This is a genomic window from Actinotalea alkalitolerans, from assembly GCF_023369855.1.
Taxonomy (GTDB): Bacteria; Actinomycetota; Actinomycetes; order Actinomycetales; family Cellulomonadaceae; genus Actinotalea.
This window is the reverse complement of record NZ_JAMBPP010000011.1, coordinates 91019-109065: the sequence shown is the minus strand read 5'-3', so window position 1 is coordinate 109065 and position 18047 is coordinate 91019. Positions and strand designations below refer to the sequence as shown.

At 72.0% G+C, this 18047-nt stretch carries 19 protein-coding genes; 14 read left to right on the top strand and 5 right to left on the bottom strand.

Annotated elements, in window-relative coordinates; genetic code table 11:
- Positions 1-11: 11 nt before the first annotated feature.
- Positions 12-770, bottom strand: a complete 759-nt coding sequence (locus tag M1R94_RS14680) for a polyamine aminopropyltransferase (RefSeq protein WP_249382461.1) — start codon at positions 768-770, stop codon at positions 12-14.
- 84 nt (positions 771-854) lie between these two features.
- Between M1R94_RS14680 and M1R94_RS14675 the strand changes: the two genes are divergently transcribed.
- Positions 855-1574 carry a nitroreductase family protein gene (locus tag M1R94_RS14675; RefSeq protein ID WP_249382460.1) on the top strand — a complete coding sequence of 240 codons (720 nt, stop codon included), beginning with the start codon at positions 855-857 and terminating at the stop codon, positions 1572-1574.
- Here M1R94_RS14675 and M1R94_RS14670 read toward each other — a convergent pair.
- The gene (locus M1R94_RS14670; protein WP_249382459.1) at positions 1537-1755 is read right to left on the bottom strand and encodes a hypothetical protein; all 219 of its coding nucleotides are present in this window, start codon (positions 1753-1755) and stop codon (positions 1537-1539) included. The genes M1R94_RS14675 and M1R94_RS14670 overlap by 38 nt on opposite strands.
- A gap of 66 nt (positions 1756-1821) precedes the next feature.
- Between M1R94_RS14670 and M1R94_RS14665 the strand changes: the two genes are divergently transcribed.
- Positions 1822-2469 (top strand): DUF998 domain-containing protein, encoded by a 648-nt coding sequence (locus tag M1R94_RS14665; protein ID WP_249382458.1) that lies wholly within the window; start codon positions 1822-1824, stop codon positions 2467-2469.
- Here M1R94_RS14665 and M1R94_RS14660 read toward each other — a convergent pair.
- Positions 2466-4358 (bottom strand): penicillin-binding transpeptidase domain-containing protein, encoded by a 1893-nt coding sequence (locus M1R94_RS14660; RefSeq protein ID WP_249382457.1) that lies wholly within the window; start codon positions 4356-4358, stop codon positions 2466-2468. The two genes, M1R94_RS14665 and M1R94_RS14660, sit on opposite strands and share 4 nt — an antisense overlap.
- A gap of 276 nt (positions 4359-4634) precedes the next feature.
- Between M1R94_RS14660 and M1R94_RS14655 the strand changes: the two genes are divergently transcribed.
- The 3 genes from M1R94_RS14655 (at position 4635) to M1R94_RS14645 (ending at position 7319) form a co-directional block, all read left to right on the top strand.
- A complete protein-coding gene (locus M1R94_RS14655) occupies positions 4635-5516 on the top strand; it encodes a D-hexose-6-phosphate mutarotase (RefSeq protein ID WP_249382456.1) in 882 nt (293 codons plus the stop codon).
- A gap of 99 nt (positions 5517-5615) precedes the next feature.
- Positions 5616-7028 (top strand): NAD(P)/FAD-dependent oxidoreductase, encoded by a 1413-nt coding sequence (locus tag M1R94_RS14650; protein ID WP_249382455.1) that lies wholly within the window; start codon positions 5616-5618, stop codon positions 7026-7028.
- 27 nt (positions 7029-7055) lie between these two features.
- Positions 7056-7319 carry a KTSC domain-containing protein gene (locus M1R94_RS14645; RefSeq protein ID WP_249382454.1) on the top strand — a complete coding sequence of 88 codons (264 nt, stop codon included), beginning with the start codon at positions 7056-7058 and terminating at the stop codon, positions 7317-7319.
- Between the two features lie 4 nt (positions 7320-7323).
- On the opposite strand, the gene M1R94_RS14640 is transcribed toward M1R94_RS14645, so the two are convergent.
- Positions 7324-7617 carry a hypothetical protein gene (locus M1R94_RS14640; protein WP_249382453.1) on the bottom strand — a complete coding sequence of 98 codons (294 nt, stop codon included), beginning with the start codon at positions 7615-7617 and terminating at the stop codon, positions 7324-7326.
- Positions 7618-7691: 74 nt separating this feature from the next.
- Here M1R94_RS14640 and M1R94_RS14635 point away from each other — a divergent pair, with 74 nt between their 5' ends.
- Entirely contained in the window at positions 7692-9320 is a 1629-nt protein-coding gene (locus M1R94_RS14635; protein WP_249382452.1) for a molybdopterin-dependent oxidoreductase, read from the top strand.
- 14 nt (positions 9321-9334) lie between these two features.
- Here the strand turns inward: M1R94_RS14635 and M1R94_RS14630 are convergent, their stop codons facing one another.
- Positions 9335-10237 carry a UbiA family prenyltransferase gene (locus M1R94_RS14630; RefSeq protein WP_249382451.1) on the bottom strand — a complete coding sequence of 301 codons (903 nt, stop codon included), beginning with the start codon at positions 10235-10237 and terminating at the stop codon, positions 9335-9337.
- A 56-nt stretch (positions 10238-10293) separates the two neighbouring features.
- On the opposite strand from M1R94_RS14630, the gene M1R94_RS14625 reads away from it, so the two are divergent.
- The 8 genes from M1R94_RS14625 (at position 10294) to glgX (ending at position 18046) form a co-directional block, all read left to right on the top strand.
- The gene (locus M1R94_RS14625) at positions 10294-11376 is read left to right on the top strand and encodes a type III polyketide synthase (RefSeq protein ID WP_249382450.1); all 1083 of its coding nucleotides are present in this window, start codon (positions 10294-10296) and stop codon (positions 11374-11376) included.
- Entirely contained in the window at positions 11376-11939 is a 564-nt protein-coding gene (locus tag M1R94_RS14620) for an isoprenylcysteine carboxyl methyltransferase family protein (RefSeq protein WP_249382449.1), read from the top strand. The genes M1R94_RS14625 and M1R94_RS14620 overlap by 1 nt, the downstream gene beginning before the upstream one ends.
- Positions 11936-12979, top strand: a complete 1044-nt coding sequence (locus M1R94_RS14615; RefSeq protein WP_249382448.1) for an NAD(P)/FAD-dependent oxidoreductase — start codon at positions 11936-11938, stop codon at positions 12977-12979. The genes M1R94_RS14620 and M1R94_RS14615 overlap by 4 nt, the downstream gene beginning before the upstream one ends.
- A 163-nt stretch (positions 12980-13142) precedes the next feature.
- A complete protein-coding gene (gene sqr, locus M1R94_RS14610) occupies positions 13143-14429 on the top strand; it encodes a type III sulfide quinone reductase, selenoprotein subtype (protein WP_249382447.1) in 1287 nt (428 codons plus the stop codon).
- Positions 14430-14441: 12 nt separating this feature from the next.
- Positions 14442-14756 carry a TusE/DsrC/DsvC family sulfur relay protein gene (locus tag M1R94_RS14605; RefSeq protein ID WP_249382446.1) on the top strand — a complete coding sequence of 105 codons (315 nt, stop codon included), beginning with the start codon at positions 14442-14444 and terminating at the stop codon, positions 14754-14756.
- Positions 14757-14811: 55 nt separating this feature from the next.
- Positions 14812-15312: a DsrE/DsrF/DrsH-like family protein gene (locus M1R94_RS14600; protein ID WP_249382445.1), complete on the top strand. Its 501-nt coding sequence runs from the start codon at positions 14812-14814 to the stop codon at positions 15310-15312.
- A gap of 56 nt (positions 15313-15368) precedes the next feature.
- Positions 15369-15803 carry a rhodanese-like domain-containing protein gene (locus M1R94_RS14595; RefSeq protein WP_249382444.1) on the top strand — a complete coding sequence of 145 codons (435 nt, stop codon included), beginning with the start codon at positions 15369-15371 and terminating at the stop codon, positions 15801-15803.
- 125 nt (positions 15804-15928) lie between these two features.
- Positions 15929-18046 (top strand): glycogen debranching protein GlgX, encoded by a 2118-nt coding sequence (glgX, locus tag M1R94_RS14590; protein WP_249382443.1) that lies wholly within the window; start codon positions 15929-15931, stop codon positions 18044-18046.
- The last annotated feature ends 1 nt before the right edge of the window (position 18047 follow it).

Here is an 18047-nt window from a genome sequence, read left to right as displayed (position 1 = left end):
CGGAGCAGCACTCAGGTGCCCGGTGCCGCCCGCGCCAGGTACACCGTGTTGGTCGACTCCCGCCCCTGCAGCGGGTTGTCGAACCTGACCACCTCGGCGCGGACGTCGACGAAGACCTGCTCGAGCGCCGACTGGTACTCGCCGTCCGGAGGATCGTTGGACCAGAGCGAGAACACCCCGCCCGGGTGCAGGTGCGCCGCAAGGGCACGCATACCTGCGAGCTCGTAGAAGCCGGCGCTCGCGGGGTCGAGCAGGTGACGCGGCGAGTGGTCGATGTCGACCACGATCGCGTGCACGCGGCGCGCGGGGTGATCGGGGTCGAGACCCGCACCACCGGCCATGGCGAAGAAGTCCCCGTGCACCAGACGGCACCGGGCATCGCCCGTCAGGACCACGCCGGCGGGCACCAGCCCGTCCCGGTGCCAGTCGATGACCGCCTCGAGGGCGTCGACCACGACGAGCGAGGCGACCGCGGGCGACTCCAGGACCCGCAGCGCGGTGAACCCCAGCCCCAGCCCGCCCACGACGACGTCGAGGGTGCCAGGATCCTGCGGGAGCATCTCCAGCGCGAGGGCAGCGACCTCGACCTCGGCCACCGTGAACAGGCTCGACATCAGGAAGTCGTCATCGAGCTTGACCTCGTGGACCTCGCGACCGAACATCGGGTCCCACCGCCGACGCAGGCTCACCTCACCGATCGGTGTGGCCCGCCGGTCGAGCTCCTCCAGGCGTCGCCGTGAGCTGCTGGACCTGTCGCGACGAGGGTGCATGGCGCCGACCCTAGGCCCAGCAGGCACTCACCCGACGGCGGCGCCGGTCCGCGCCGCCCTCCACGCGGTGACAGGATCAGCCGCATGGAGTTCCAGCAGGTCGTGAGCCGACGTCGCATGGTGCGCAGCTACTCCGCCGATCCGGTTCCCCCGGCAGTCGTCGACCGGATGCTCCAGAACGCGCTCAGGGCACCGAGCGCCGGGTTCAGCCAGGGGTGGGCGTTCCTCGTCCTGGACCGCCCGGCCGATGTCGACCGGTTCTGGCGCGCGACCACCCCTGAGCACCGAGCACAGCACCCCGGCAGGTGGCTGCGCGGGATGCGGACCGCGCCCGTGGTCGTCGTCCCGATGTCCTGCCGTGCGGCCTACGTCGAGCGGTACGCCGCACCCGACAAGGTCCGCGACGAACCGGCGGAGCCCCGGTGGTCGGTGCCGTACTGGCACATCGACACCGGGATGGCCGCCCTGCTGATCCTCCAGACGGCCGTCGACGAGCACCTGGGCGCCTGCTTCTTCGGCATCCCTCCCGACCGCGAGCACCTGCTGCGCGCCGAGTTCACGGTACCCGATGACCTCACCCCCATCGGTGCGATCACGATCGGTCATCCTGCCGACCAGTCCCGCCCGACGGGCTCGGTGACCACCCGCAGGCGCACACCGCTGCACGAGGTCGTCCGTCGAGGGCAGTGGTCCACCACGCCCGTCACGGGCGAGGATCCTGGACGCCGTCAGCACCCGGACGAGAAGGCCGGGCCAGGAGCCGACGTCAGCCGCGTCGCGCGAGCCCGTCCGCGAGCGTGCTGATGAGCGCCGCGGCATCCGCCGGTGCGAGCCTGACGGTCGCGGTGCACCGGCCGAACCGCCACACGCTGACCACGAAGACGTCGTCGTCCTCGTGCCAGGTGACCTGCAGAGCGCGGTGCTGGCCGCGGACGTCGGAGATCGCGGTCGTCGCTGCGAGAGGAAGTGCCCTGACCTCACCCATCTCTGCACGATCCTCCTGCGCGGTCACCGTGTCCAGGGCGGAGCGTCCGTACGCGAGGTCGGACCGGTGACGTCGGGACGGGTCCACGCCGCTCGTGCTGACCGGGAGGTGGCGACCTGGGCCCTGGTGTCGGCGGCCACCGCCCCGATCGCCATGATCGGGGGGTGGACGGTGGCCGCTGCGATGCAGGACCGCTTCGACGGGGTGGGCGAGACCATCAGCGCGCTGGCCGCGAGCACGGCGTCAGCCCCGTGGGTGATGGGTGCGGGCCTCGCCGTGACCGGGCTCTGCCACGTGGTGACCGCGTCGGGGCTGCGTCCGTTCCCGACGGCCGGCCGCCTGCTCCTGGCGCTGGGCGGGGTCGCCACGGCGGGGGTCGCGGCACTCCCTGTGGACCTGCAGCCGGCCGCCCACGGCGCCGCGGCCGCGATCGCCTTCGGCGCGCTCTCGGCGTGGCCGGCGGGGGCATGGCGATCATCGGGACAGGGCGTGCTCAGCGCACGGACCGCCCGCGTGGCGACGTCGTCGCTCGTCGGCCTGCTCGTGGTGTTCGTGCTCGAGCTCCAGGGCATGACTCCGCTCCGGGGCGCTGCGACCGGCGCCCTCGAACGTCTGCTCGCCGGCACCCAGGCGGTGTGGCCGCTCGTCGTGGTTCTCGCCCTGCGCCGCTCCGAGCGTCATGGCGGCGGCCGGCGGTCAGGTCCTGGCTCCTAGGTCCACGGTCCGGCGACCGCGAGCAGCTGCTCGAGCAACGGGCCGGCCGTGGTCGATCCGTAGTCGCCCTCCTCGACGAAGACGGCGATCGCCAGGTCACCCTGGACGGCGATCATCCACGCGTGGTTGCGCAGCTCTGGACCCGACCCGAACTGGGCCGTGCCGGTCTTGGCGAGCACCTCCGGGCCGGGGGTGTCGACCAGGAACGTCGCGCCCCCCTCGGTGACCACGGCCCGCATCATGTCGCGGAGGGCGGCGGCCTCGTCCACGGCAAGGGGTGTCGTCGACGGGTCGGGCTGCGGTGCCCCCTCACCGACGACCCACGGCACGACGGTCCGACCGGCAGCGGCCGAGGCGGCGACTCCTGCCATCGCCAGGGGTGAGACCTGCACCCGGCCCTGACCGATCATGGAGGCCGCGTGGTCCGTCCCGGAGGCCTCGACGGGGACGTCACCCAGGAACACGGGCAGCCCCAGGTCGCCCTCGCCGCCCAGACCCAGTGATCCGGCCGCGTCAGCGAGCGCCTCCTGCGTGGCACGGTCACGCGACCCGATGAACGCGGTGTTGCACGAGTGCGCCAGAGCCGTCCGGAGCGTGATCGACCCGTTCGCCTCCACCGGGTAGCCGGGGAAGTTCGCGAAGGACCGCCCGTCCACCTCGATCGTCGTCGGGCACGGCACGACGTCGTCGGGCGCGATCCCGGCGCGGAGCAGGGCCAGGGAGCTGACCACCTTGAAGACCGAGCCCGGTGCGTAGGTGCCCAGCGTCGCGGTCGAGTAGCCCTCACCGCCGGGTCCGCTCGCCGCCGCGAGAACCTCACCGGTCGACGCCCGGACGGCCACGACGGCGCTCGCCGGACCGACCGGTTCCAGGATGGTCTCGGCCGCGTCCTGGAGCTCTGGGTCCAGCGTCGTGACGAGCGCCTCACCCGCGACCGGCTCCTGGTGGAACAGCCCTCGTTCGGCTCCGGTCGCCTCCGAGGTCGCCAGGATCGTCAGACCGGGCCGTCCACGGAGCTGCTCGTCGTACTGCCGCTGCAGACCCGACAGGCCCGCGACGTCCCCCGGCTGGACCTGACCGCCGGAGGCCTCGACGATCTCCGCGGTCGCCGGACCGGCCGTCCCCAGGATCGGCCGTGCGAAACGACGTGTCGGTGCCAGCGGCAGGCTGTCGGCCACCTCGAGCGCACCGGGCACCGCGGCGAAGGCCACGAGGTCGACACCCGGGTCGTGCTCACGGACCACCAGGCCCTCGACGAACGCCCGTTCACCCGCCGAGGCGACGCGCTGCGCGTAGGGCTCGGGTTCGAGACCCAGGACCGCGGCGACCTGACGTGCCGCGTCGTCCCAGACCGCCGTTTCGATCCTCGTCTTGTCCAGGCCCAGCCGGAGCACCGGGCGCTCCTCGACCAGGACCATCCCTCCGGCACCGAGCACGGGTGCTCGCTCGGCCGACTCCCGCCGCACGGTGAGCACCTCACCCTCGAGCAGGTCGGGAGCGAGCACGAAGGTGCTCCAGCGCACCACCCACGCGTCCTCGACGAGGTCCATCCGCGCCGTGGTGCCGTAGGTCCAGTCCCGCTCGCCGTCGTCGACGTCCCAGGTGTAGGCCAAGGCTGCCGTCGCGACAGCTCCCGTCTCGTCGACCGTGACGTCCTGGACCTGCACGGCTGGTCGCAGCGGTTCGAGACCCGCCAGGGCGAGCGAGAGCGTCTCGGTCGCCTCCTGCGCCGTGGCACCGGTCAGGGGCACGGCCGACAGGTCGCCTCCGGCGATCCCCTCGGCGAGCGCCTCGGCGACCGGTCCGGGCTGCGGCGGGCCGGCGGTGCAACCGACCAGCCCTCCCCCGACCGCGAGCACCGTGGCCAGCGTGAGTGCCGGTGCGCGCATGCTCCTGGCGTGGGCGCGCCGCCCTCGCGCGCCGATGTACCGTCCCCGCACCGTCATCCTGCTCCCCTGCTCCCCTGCTCCCCTGCTCCCCTGCTCGCCGAGCACCCGCCCGGTTGCCCACCCATCCTGGCGCACACGGACCGCGGCCCACCCCGGTTCGAGGGTGTGTTCGCGGCACGTCCACGGCCCCTGGCCCTCGCGCCGGACCGGTAGCGTCGCCCGACGGGACGGTCGTCGGAGCCGTCCCTGGTCGGTCACCCACATCCAGGAGGAGTCATGCCCGAGCTGCCACCCGCCGTCACGCTCGAGGCCGGACAGGGGGGACTCCCCGTCCTGCGGGTCGACTCGCCCGCTGCCCGGGCAGAGGTCTACCTGCAGGGCGCGCACATCACGTCGTGGACGCCTGCGGAACACCCCCCGGTGCTCTGGACGAGCCGGAGCAGCCGGTTCGAGCCGGGGCGTGCGATCCGCGGAGGGGTCCCGATCTGCTTCCCCTGGTTCGCCGAGCACCCGCAGGACGCCGACGCCCCCGCGCACGGCTTCGCCCGCACCACCCCGTGGACGCTGATCGCCGCGCAGGACGACGGGGCGTCCGTCGAGCTCGTGCTGCGGCTGACCGACCAGGACCGCCCTGCGGACCCGCGGTGGCCCCACCGCTTCGAGGCGAGGGTGACGATCCAGGTCGGTGCGGCGCTCTCGCTGCGCCTGGACGTGACCAACCGTGGGCATGAGCCCTTCGACTTCGAGGAGGCGCTGCACACCTACCTCGCGGTCCCCGACGTGCGCGAGATCGAGGTCACCGGTCTGCACGGGGCGCCTTACGTCGACCGCAGCATCGACGAGCAGACCCGCACCGACGACGCACCGTCGATCCGTCTCCGGGACGAGACCGATCGTCTCTACCCGAGCACGCGTGCCACGGCCGTGGTGCACGAGCCAGGCGGACGGACCCTCCGGGTGAGCAAGACCGGCTCGGAGGCGACCGTCGTGTGGAACCCGTGGGTCACGAAGGCCGGTCGCCTGCCGGACATGGGCGACCACGAGTGGACCGAGTTCGTGTGCGTGGAGACCTGCAACGTCCGCGCAGCAGGTGTCCGCCTGGCCCCCGGGGCGACCCACTCGATGACCGCGACCATCGAGACCACCGACGCCGGCTGAACGACTCGCCGCGGACCACGCGGGGCCGAGGTGGCGCGAGGACGCCGCGCGGGTGACGCTGGTCCCCTGATCGCTGCCGCCGACCGTGGGGAACCGACGATGACCAGCCTCCGTGAGTCCGCGCCTCACCACGTCGTGATCATCGGGTCAGGGTTCGGCGGCCTGTTCGCCGCCAAGGCCCTCGCCCGCGAGCAGGTGCGGGTGACGGTGATCGCCAGCACCGGGCACCACCTCTTCCAGCCGTTGCTCTACCAGGTCGCCACGGGCGTGCTCTCGGAAGGGGAGGTCGCGCCGGCAACCCGCGAGGTGCTGCGCAGGCAGAGGAACGCACGTGTGCTGCTCGGGACCGTCACCGAGATCGACCTCCCGACCAGGATCGTGACCTCGACCTCACCCGCGGGTGAGGTGCGGACCGCCTACGACAGCCTCATCGTGGCGGCCGGCGCCGGCCAGTCGTACTTCGGCAACGACCAGTTCGCCAGGTACGCACCCGGGATGAAGAGCATCGACGACGCCCTCGAGCTCCGCGGGCGGATCTTCGGTGCCTTCGAGCTCGCGGAGGTCACCCAGGACCCCGAGACCGTCGCGGAGCTGCTGACCTTCGTGGTGGTGGGTGCTGGTCCGACCGGTGTCGAGATGGCCGGGCAGATCGCCGAGCTGGCGCACCGAGCGCTGCGGGGCAACTTCCGGCACATCGATCCCCGCACGGCCCGCATCGTGCTGGTCGACGCCGTGCCCCAGGTGCTGAACGGCTTCGGCGAGGGTCTCTCGGGCAAGGCTGCCGGGCAGCTCGAGGCTCTCGGGGTCGAGCTGCAGCTCGGGATGAAGGTCGTCGGTGTCGACTCCGACGGTGTGGACCTCCTGGACGCCCACGGAGCACCGACACGGATCCGGTCGCGGTGCAAGGTGTGGGCAGCGGGGGTTGCCGCCTCGCCCCTGGGGGCCCAGCTCGCGCAGGCGGCGGGCTCGTCGACCGATCGCGCGGGCCGGGTGCTCGTCGAGCCGGACTGCACGCTGCCCGGTCACCCCGAGGTCTTCGTCGTCGGCGACATGATGGCCCTCGACGAGCTGCCCGGGGTCGCACAGGTCGCGATGCAGAGCGCCCAGCACGCCGCCGACCAGATCCGCCGTCGACTGCGCGACGAGCCGACCGGGCAGCCCTTCCGGTACCACGACAAGGGCAGCATGGCCACGGTCTCGCGTTTCTACGCCGTGGCCAGCGTCGGGAGGTGGCACGTGGCCGGGTTCGTGGCGTGGTTGCTGTGGCTCGTGGTTCACCTGATCTACCTGATCGGCTTCAAGAACCGCCTCACGACCCTGCTGCACTGGGCGGTGAGCTTCGTGGGGCGGGGCCGGTCGGAGCGCACCGCGACCCTGCAGCAGGTCCTGGCGCGGACCGCGCTCCAGGACTACGAGGAGCTCCGGCGTTCCGCGGCGGGCCCGTCGGACGTGCGCGCACCCACGGAGTCACCCGCTCCCCGACCGGCGCAGGGACCAGCGACCTACAGATGAGCCTCCGGCAGGCCGGACAGTGGAGGCATGCTCTTCCTCCGGTCGACCGACTACGACGACCACACCCGTGTGCTCAAGGTCCGCTACGCGACCCCGAGCGGCAGCTCGTGGGCCTCGTTCGAGTACCGCGACGTCCCGGACGACGTCGTCGACCGGTTGCGGGCAGCGCGCCCCCACGGCCGGCGGGTCCTGGAGCAGCAGGTCATCCCCTTCCACGACGTCCGACGGGCCGGCCAGACCACCTGGCAGGCACCGGCGAACCGTTCGGCACCGGTCACGGTCGGCGCCTGAGACCTCAGGCCGTCAGCGCGAGGAACGCGGTGCCGTCGTCGATGTCCAGCGCCCGGGCCATCACGCGGGCCAGACCTGCGACCGTGCTGATCAGCTGGGACGGGGCGACCTCCACCGCGGGCCGCGCGGCGTGGTCCACGTCCCAGACCCGCAGCCAGTAGCCCTCGTAGACCGGGTCGTAGCCCCACGACGAGCGGGCTGACCAGCCCGGCAGGTCCACCTGGTGGACGAACCCGGCCCCCCTGACCACGGCGCCCGCAGGTGCCTGGGTGCCGCCGATCTGCGTCGCTGGGTCCATCTGCCCATCGTGCCGCCCACCACCGACACGACCGCGGGGGTGACAGGACGGCCACCAGGGCTCAGGCTCGACCTGTGCGCACCACGACCGGACAACGCCCGCTCACCTCGGCGCGCCCCGGACAGGGACCGGCGCGACGTCGGGCCGCACTGGCCGGCGTGCTGTCCGCGGGCCTCACCCTCGGGGTCGCGCAGCTGGTCGCGGTCGCGGTGTCGCCGGGCTCGGCGCCACTGGTCGCCGTCGGTGACGCCTTCGTGGACCGGACCCCCGCCTGGCTCAAGGACGCAGCCATCGCGGCCTTCGGCACGCAGGACAAGGTCGCCCTCTTCGTGGGGATGGGACTGGTCCTGGCCGCGCTCGCCGCCGGAGCAGGGCTGCTCGCCCGTTCCCGCCCGGCCGCGGGCGTCGCCGCTGTGGTCGCACTCGGCGCGGTCGGGGCCGTGGCGGCATGGACGCGACCGGACGCGGTGATCACCAGCCCGCTGCCGAGCCTGGTGGGGGCTGCCGCCGGGGTCGTCGCACTGCTCGCGCTGGTGCGACGCATCGAGGTCCCGGCCACCGCGACCCCGTCGCCCGCCGGCGTGGGCGGCGCGGCCAACCCTGCCGAAGCTGATCCCGATCCTGGGGTGGAGCTCGATCGTCGACGCTTCCTGGGGGCAGCGGTCGTCGTGACCGCTGCCGCCGCGCTCAGCGCGGCTGCCGGGGCCGTGGCCGGCTCGGTCGGCCGCGCGGCCGGTGCCGCACGGGACCTCATCCGCCTGCCGGCGCCGTCGCGGCCGGCACCTCCCCTGCCGCCAGGGGTGCAGTCCACCACCCCGGGGGTCGTGGACTTCGTGACGGACGTCGCCGACTTCTACCGGATCGACACGGCCCTCACCGTGCCTCAGGTTGACCCGGCGACCTGGACCCTGCGGATCCACGGCCTGGTGCAGAACGAGATCCTGCTGACCTTCGACGAGCTCCTCGAGCTGGAGATGGTCGAGAGCTACGTGACCCTGGTCTGCGTCTCCAACCCTGTCGGCGGCTCGCTCATCGGGAACGCCAAGTGGCTGGGCCATCCGCTGCGCACCCTGCTCGAGCGAGCCGTCCCGCTCCCCGAGGCGGACATGGTGCTCTCGACCAGCGTGGACGGCTTCACCGCCTCGACACCGCTCGGCGTGCTGACCGACAGCAGGGACGCGGTCCTGGCGGTGGCGATGAACGACGCACCGCTCCCGGCCGCGCACGGGTTCCCGGTGCGCATGGTCGTCCCCGGGCTGTACGGCTACGTCTCGGCCACCAAGTGGGTGGTCGACCTCGAGGTGACCCGGTTCGCCGATCGCACCGCCTACTGGACGGACCGGGGCTGGTCCGCCGAGGGACCGGTCAAGACCTCCTCACGGATCGAGGTGCCACGTCCCGGGGTCCCGGTGCCCCCCGGTCCGGTGGCTGTCGGTGGGACGGCCTGGGCCCAGCACACAGGCATCACCGGTGTCGAGGTCCAGGTCGACGACGGACCGTGGCTCACGGCACAGCTCGCCGACGAGGCGTCGATCGACACGTGGCGCCAGTGGTCGTTCACCTGGGACGCCACCCCCGGTGCCCACACCCTGCGCTCACGGGCCACCGATGCGACCGGCGCCGTGCAGACCGGGACCGTGACCGGCGTGGTGCCCGACGGCGCCACGGGTTGGCACGCGGTCGAGGTGGCGGTCCAGTCCTGAGCAGGTGTCCTCCTCTACGTCGCTCGCGCCTCGGGGACCAGCTCGGGTCCGGCGAGCACGAGGAGCACCACGCAGACCGCCGCGACGGCCATGCTCAGCGCGAAGGGCAGGCGGCTGCGCCCGTCACGGTGCGCGGCCGCTGCTCCCGCCCCGGCCAGGAGGAGTGCCGCCCCGGCCCCCGACCAGCCGGCCGGGGTCACCGGTGGCGGCGGTCCCAGGACGATCACCCCGACGGCCGCGACCAGCACCGAGAGCGCGAGCACGGTCGACCGTGCACGACCCCACCGGTGCGGGAGCCCCCGGACACCGGTGGCCGCATCGTCCTCGAGGTCGGGGAGCACGTTCGCGACGTGCGCCCCGACACCCAGCAGGGACGCACCGAGCACCACCCACCACGGTGGGACCGGCCGTCCGGGCAGGGCGAGGACGATGAAGACCGGGAGCAGCCCGAAGGAGACCGCGTAGGGCAGCCACGACGCGGCCGTGTTCTTGAGGCGCAGGTTGTAGGCCCAGGCGCCGGCCACCGCCACCAGGTGGACCGTCCCGGGCACCAGGCCGGTGGCCAGGGAGAGCACCACGCAGCCGGCGGCAGCCACGAGGGCAGCCGTCCGCAGCGTCCCGGGGCGGATCAGCCCGGCCACGACGGGCTTCTCCGACCGTTCCACCAGCGCGTCGCGGCCGGCGTCGAGCCAGTCGTTGGACCACCCGACCGAGAGCTGTCCGGCGAGCACCGCTGCGGTGACCAGCACGGCGGTCCCCCCGGGTGCTCCGACCCCGATCGCGAGCGCACCGGTCAGCCCGGTCACGAGCAGCGTCGGCCCGGCGTGCGCGGCGAGGGCCAGACCCTGCAGGGCACGTCCGACGTGGGCCCCGGGCCACGGGCTGCGCCGGTGGGCGTTCGGAGCGAGGGGGTCCACGAGTCCGACGCTAGCAACGCCGCGCCCGAACACAGGTGACGTGGCACGATGCCGAGATGTCGCGTTTGGCCGCAGTGTCGCCCGCCCTCCCGCCGCACGTGTACGACCAGGCGGAGATCTCGGCCGTGATCGGCCCGTTGCTGACCGAGGACCCTGGACGCCGCACGGTGCTGGACCGTCTTCACCGTGCGAGCGGTGTGAGCACCCGTCATCTCGTGCTGCCGCTCGAGAAGTACGCCGGCCTGACCTCCTTCGACCAGGCCAACGACCTGTTCATCGCGCTCGGGGCGGACCTGGCCGAGCACGCGGTGCGCCAGGCCCTGGCCGACGCCGACATCCTCGCCGAGGAGGTCGACTTCCTGCTGTTCACGTCGGTCACCGGGGTCTCGGCCCCTTCGATCGACTCGCTGCTGGTCGAGCGGCTGGGTCTGCGGCGCGACGTGCGACGGCTGCCGTCGTTCGGGTGGGGGTGTGCCGGTGGCTCGGCCGGTGTCGCCCGGGTCCACGACTACCTGACCGGACACCCCCAGGACGTCGCGGTGCTCCTGTCGGTCGAGCTCTGCTCACTGACCGTCCAGCAGGGGGACGACTCGCTGGCGAACCTGGTCTCGAGCGGGTTGTTCGGCGACGGCGCGGCCGCCGTGGTCATGGTCGGCGAGGAGCGCGCGGTCTCCGGGCGAACTGCCGGACCACGTGTGCTGGGCAGCCGCAGCGTGATCTACCCCGACAGTGCGGGGAGCCTGGGCTGGGACATCGGCGGGAGCGGCTTCCGGATCGTGCTGTCCGCGGGGATGCCCGAGGTCATCGAGGAGCATCTCCGCCAGGACGTCGTGACTCTCCTCGCGGAGCACGACCTCACCCTGGGCGATGTCACGACCTGGGTGGCCCACACCGGGGGGCCACGGATCCTCGAGGCCGCAGCCCGGGCTCTCGGTGTCGCCGACGAGGCGTTCGCGCGCAGCTGGAGCTCGCTGGACCGCGTGGGGAACCTGTCCTCCTCCTCGGTGCTGCACGTGCTGGCCGACACCCTGGACGGTGGCGACCTCGAGCCGGGCGACGTCGGCGTGATGTTCGCGTTCGGCCCGGGGGTCGGCGCGGAGATCGTCCTGCTCCACCAACCGCAGGAGGGCCCTGGCTGATGCAGACACTCTTCGTCGTCCTGGTCGCCGCGGTCGCCCTGGAGCGACTGGCCGAGCTCGTGGTCTCGTCCCGCAACGCACGCTGGTCCTTCGACCGCGGCGGCGTCGAGGCCGGCAGGGGTCATTTCCCGGCGATGGTCGTGCTGCACGCCGGTCTGCTGGTGGCCTGCGTCGTGGAGGTCCTGGTCACCGACCGCCCGTTCGTCCCTGCGCTCGGCTGGGCCGCCCTGGTGCTGGCTCTGGGGAGCCAGGCCCTGCGGTGGTGGTGCATCACGACCTTGGGTCCGCGGTGGAACACCCGGGTGATCGTGGTCCCCGGGCTCCCCCTGGTCACCGGCGGCCCCTACCGATGGCTGCGGCACCCGAACTACGTGGCGGTCGTGGTCGAGGGTGTCGCCCTGCCGCTGGTGCACACCGCCTGGGTGACAGCCGTGGCCTTCACCGTCCTGAACGCGGTGCTCCTGCTCCGGTTCCGCATCCCCGCCGAGGAGCGGGCGCTCGGGCTGGCCCTGGCCGAGCCCTCCGGCGGTGGGCCGCGCGACCTCGACCCGCGACGCCCGTGAGCGCAGACCTGGACGCCGACGTCGTGGTCGTCGGCGGTGGTCCGGTCGGCCTGGCGAGCGCGATCGGTGCCCGGCTCGCGGGTCTGAGCGTGGTGGTGGTCGAGCCGCGGCGCGGACCGGTGGACAAGGCCTGCGGTGAGGGGCTCATGCCCGGGACCCTCACGGCCCTGCTCGGTCTGGGGCTCGACCCGCCGGGCCATGTGCTCCGGGGCATCAGCTACCGGGACGCGCGCCGGCACGCCGACCACCCGTTCGCCACCGGACCCGGCCGCGGGGTGCGTCGGACCGTCCTGCACGCTGCGCTGGACCGACGCAGCGTGGAGCTCGGGGTGGAGCGGCTCGAGCGGCGCGTCGTGTCGGTCGAGCAGTGGCCGCACGGGGTCGAGGCGGCCGGGGTGCGTGCGCGCTGGCTGCTGGCCTGTGACGGCCTGCACTCCACGGTGCGCCGCCTGGTCGGTCTCGAGTCCCCGGGTCGCGCCGTCGGGTCCCTGCGCGCTCCTCGTCGGTTCGGTCTGCGTCGCCACTTCGAGGTCGCCCCCTGGACCGACCTGGTCGAGGTGCACTGGGGCCGCGACGTCGAGGCCTACGTCACCCCGGTCGCGGCCGACCTCGTGGGCGTGGCGCTGCTGGGTCCGCCACGGGTCGACTTCGCTGCCGCGCTCACCTCGTTCCCTGCGCTCGCCCGCCACCTTCACGACGCTCAGCCGGCCACCGGGGTCAAGGGTGCAGGTCCGCTGCGTCAGCGGACGAGCCGTCGGACGTCAGGTCGGGTGCGGCTGGTGGGGGACGCCTCGGGGTACGTGGACGCGCTGACCGGGGAGGGTCTGCGCGTGGGCCTCGCGCAGGCCGCCGCGGCGATCCGGTTCCTGGACGACCCTTCGGGCTACGAGCGGGCGTGGGTGTCCGCGACCCGGGACTACCGGGTGCTCACCTCGGGCCTGGTGGCCTGGGCCGCCTCGCCGCTGCGAGGAGCGGTCGTCCCGGTGGCGCACCGTGCGCCCCGCCTGTTCGGCGCGGTGGTCGAACGCCTCGCACGCTGAGACCGGGACCCCGCGGCTGCCGCCCCGCACCAGAGATACCCCCTACCGTATGCGACGAACGTCCCTGTCGGGCTGCGTCGACGCCCCCTAGCGTCGGAGGTGGGCGTTCATCAGCGCCCTGCCCGGCACCGTCGCCGGGACGAGGTGGGCGAAGGAGCTTCCGATGCGGAACCTGGTGGTCCTCGGTGCCGGCACGGCCGGCACGATGGTGGTCAACAAGCTGCGACCTCGACTGCCCGACGACGAGTGGACGATCACCGTCGTCGAGCCGTCACCGACCCACTTCTACCAGCCGGGCTTCCTCTTCCTGCCGTTCGGCGGCCTGCGGCCGAGCGACGTCGCCAAGCCGTTGCGCCCCACCCTGACCCGTGGGGTGCGCCTGGTCCCCGCAGCCGTCGACCGGGTCGACCCCGAGGCCCGCCTCGTCCGGCTGGAGGACGGCTCAGAGCTCGGCTACGACTACCTCGTCATCGCGACGGGCACCACCCCCCGACCCGAGGAGACCCCGGGGATGGCCGAGGGGATGGGTGACTCGGTCCACGAGTACTACACCTACACCGGTGCGAACGCCCTGGCGGCCACGCTCGCCACGTGGCCGGGCGGCCGGATGGTCGTGCACATCACCGAGATGCCGATCAAGTGCCCGGTCGCCCCGCTCGAGTTCACCTTCCTCGCCGACGCCTGGTTCACCGGCCGCGGCATCCGGGACGAGGTCGAGATCACCTACGTCACGCCGCTGCCCGGTGCGTTCACCAAGCCGATCTCCTCCCAGCGGCTGGGTGACATGCTCACCCGGCGTGGCATCGCGATCGAGCCCGACTTCGTCGTCGAGCAGGTGGACACCGAGGCCCGGACGCTCACCGCCTACGACGGACGCGAGATCCCGTTCGACCTGCTGGTCACGGTGCCCCTCAACATGGGTGCCGACTTCATCGGGCGCTCGGGCCTCGGCGACGACCTCAACTACGTACCTGTCGACAAGCACACCCTCCTCTCGACCCGGTACGACACCATCTTCGCGATCGGTGACGCCACGAACATCCCTGCCTCCAAGGCGGGCTCGGTCGCGCACTTCGCCGCCGACGTCTTCGTGCCGAACTTCCTGGCCCACGTCGACGGCAGGCCGATGCCCGAACGCTTCGACGGCCACGCCAACTGCTTCATCGAGACAGGCCACGGCCGAGGGCTGCTCATCGACTTCAACTACGAGACCGAGCCGCTCACGGGCGTCTACCCGCTGCCGGTCGTCGGGCCGATGAGCCTGCTCAAGGAGACCCGGCTCAACCACTGGGGCAAGGTCGCCTTCCGCTGGATCTACTGGCACGTCCTGCTGCCCGGACGGCACCTGCCGGTGACCGCGCACATGTCGATGGTCGGCAAGAAGGCCCCGCCGGCCGTGTCCGCCACGACCACCACGACGCCGCCTGCCGTCCCGGCCGGGCTCGACTGAGAGGAAACACCCATGACCGTGACCGAGATCGGCGGCCGCCAGGTCCACGTCGACGCCGAGGGATTCATGACCGAGCCCTCCGAGTGGGACGAGGCCCTGGGCACCGTGCTCGCGAGCAACATCGGCATGGAGCTGACCGAGGCGCACTGGCGGCTCATCCGGTTCCTGCGGGAGGACTTCGCGACCCAGGGCGAGACGGCCACGACCCGGCGGGTCGCCACCGTCGCCGGCGTGCCGACCAAGGAGCAGTTCGCGCTCTTCCCGAAGAAGCCGGCCAAGAAGATGGCCTACATCGCGGGCCTGCCCAAGCCCCGCGGCTGCGTCTGAAGACTCTTCCGCCTCCGTCGACCCACCACTGCACGCCCACCCGAGAGGACCACCGATGTCCGCACCGATCGTGCCCAACTTCGACGACAGCGCTGACGAGGGCCGCAAGCTCGCGATCATCTGCTCCAAGGGCAACCTCGACATGGCCTACCCCGGGCTGATCCTCGGCAACGCGGCCCTCGGTGAGGGGATCGAGACCCACCTGTTCTTCACCTTCTGGGGCTTCGACATGATCACCAGGTCCCGCATGGGTGATCTCAAGTTCACCCCGGTGGGCAACACCGCGACCCACATGCCGATGGGGCTGACCCCTCTCCCGGGCATGACCGCGATGGCGACCAAGCAGATGAAGAAGACGATCGCCGACCTCGACGTCCCCGACGTGCCCGAGTTCCTCGAGCAGATCGTCGCTGCCGGCGGTCACCTGTGGGCGTGCCGACTCTCGGCCGACATGAACAAGCTCAGCGACGCCGACCTCTACGAGGGTGTCGAGGGCATCATCTCGGCGACCGACTTCATCGAGAAGACCGCTGGGGCGCAGCTGCTCTTCATCTAGGCAGACAGATCGAGCCACCCGCACCCGCCACATACCCCATGGGGTATGCTCCCAGCATGCGCCCAGCTCGCCCGTCCCCTCGCGGGATCGCCATCACGCTCGCCACGACCGTCGCCCTGCTGCTGGGACCCACCGCATGCAGCAGCGGGCCTGCCACGCCGGCGGCGCAGGGCGCGACGGACCTGGACGCGTCCGAGTTCGCCGAGCTCGTGGCGCGGGAGGGCACGGTCGTGCTCGACGTCCGGACGCCGGCCGAGTTCGCCGAGGGGCACCTCCCGGGCGCGGTGAACCTCGACCTGAGCTCCGGGGAGTTCCCCCAGCAGGTCGCCGCGCTGGACACCGACCTCGCATACGCCGTCTACTGCCGCAGCGGCAACCGTTCGGACCAGGCCCTGGCGATCATGCGGGAGTCGGGGTTCACGGACGCCGCGCACCTCGAGGGCGGGATCCTGACCTGGACCCAGGCCGGAGGTGCCGTCGTCCGTGAGTGACCACGGCGCGCGGGGCGCGGTTCAGGCCTGTCGGGCTCCGGCCCACAGCCTCGGCGTGACGCTCCCCACAGGCTCGACGGTGGTCACACTGCGCACTCCGGCCCTCGTGCTGGCACTCTTGGCCCATGCAGATCTGGCCTGGTAAGCCCTACCCCCTCGGCGCGACCTTCGACGGGACAGGCACGAACTTCGCGCTCTTCTCCGAGGTCGCCGAACGCGTCGAGCTGTGCCTCATCCACGACGACGGCACCGAGGAGCGTGTCGACGTCCCCGAGGTCGACGCGTTCGTGTGGCACGTCTACCTGCCGAGCGTGCAGCCCGGCCAGCGCTACGGGTACCGGGTCCACGGCCCCTACGAGCCGAGCAACGGCCACCGCTGCAACCCGGCCAAGCTGCTGCTCGACCCCTACGCCAAGGCCGTGGACGGCCAGATCGACGGCCACCAGGCACTGTTCTCCTACGACTTCGGCGACCCCGACAGCCTGAACACCGACGACTCGGCCGGGCACACGATGACCTCGGTGGTCATCAACCCCTACTTCGACTGGGGCCACGACCGTCCGCCGAACCTGGAGTACCACGAGAGCGTCATCTACGAGGCCCACGTCAAGGGGCTGACCCAGCAGCACCCCGGGGTCCCGGAAGAGCTGCGCGGCACCTACGCCGGCATGGCGCACCCGGCGATCATCGACCACCTCGTCGAGCTGGGGATCACCGCGATCGAGCTGATGCCCGTGCACCAGTTCGTCAACGACCCCACGCTCCAGGAGAAGGGGCTGTCCAACTACTGGGGCTACAACACGATCGGGTTCTTCGCCCCGCACAACGGCTACGCGTCCTCGGTGAACCCCGGCCAGCAGGTCCAGGAGTTCAAGCAGATGGTCAAGGCCCTGCACGAGGCCGGTATCGAGGTCATCCTCGACGTGGTCTACAACCACACAGCCGAGGGGAACCACTTCGGGCCCACGCTGTGCTTCCGCGGGATCGACAACGCCGCCTACTACCGCCTCGTCGACGACGACCAGGCGCACTACTTCGACACCACCGGCACCGGCAACTCGCTGCTCATGCGCAACCCGCACGTGCTCCAGCTGCTCATGGACTCGCTGCGGTACTGGGTCACCGAGATGCACGTCGACGGCTTCCGCTTCGACCTCGCCTCGACCCTCGCCCGCCAGTTCCACGAGGTGGACCGTCTCTCGGCCTTCTTCGACCTGGTCCAGCAGGATCCGGTCATCAGCCAGGTCAAGCTCATCGCCGAGCCCTGGGACGTCGGCGACGGTGGCTACCAGGTCGGCGGCTTCCCGCCCCTGTGGAGCGAGTGGAACGGCAAGTACCGCGACACGGTCCGTGACTTCTGGCGCGGCGAGCCGGCCACCCTGGCGGAGTTCGCGAGCCGGTTGTCGGGGTCCTCCGACCTCTACGAGCACACCGGTCGCAAGCCCATCGCGTCGATCAACTTCGTGACGGCCCACGACGGCTTCACCCTGGCCGACATGGTCACCTACAACGAGAAGCACAACGAGGCCAACGGCGAGGACAACCAGGACGGCGAGAGCCACAACCGGTCCTGGAACCATGGGGTCGAGGGTCCGACGACGGACCCTGAGATCACCGCCCTGCGCTGGCGCCAGCAGCGCAACTTCCTGACGACGCTGCTGCTGTCCCAGGGAGTGCCGATGATCTCGCACGGCGACGAGCTCGGCCGCACCCAGGGCGGCAACAACAACGGCTACTGCCAGGACAACGAGGTGACGTGGGTCGACTGGGACCTCGACGACGCGGCGCAGGGTCACCTGGAGTTCACCCGTGGTCTGGTCCACCTGCGCCGCGACCACCCGGTGCTGCGCCGACGGCGGTTCTTCTTCGGCAGCGCCGAGCACGGCGGCGAGTCGGGGCTGGGCGACATCGCCTGGTTCAACAACTCCGGTGAGCACATGTCCGACGCCGACTGGCACGAGGGCCACGCCCGTTCGGTGATGGTCTTCCTCAACGGGGAGGCCATCGCCGAGCCGGACCCCCGGGGTGAGCGAGTCGTGGACGACAGCTTCCTGGTGATCTACAACGCGCACGGCGAGTCCATCGAGTTCACGCTGCCTCCGGCCGAGTTCGGCGAGGCCTGGACCTGCGTGCTCGACACCGACCACACCCTGGACCGCGGCGCCGAGGTGCTCGCCGGCACCGGTGTCGAGGTCACCGGCCGGAGCACCTTGGTCCTGACCCGACCGGTCAACGGTGGCTGAC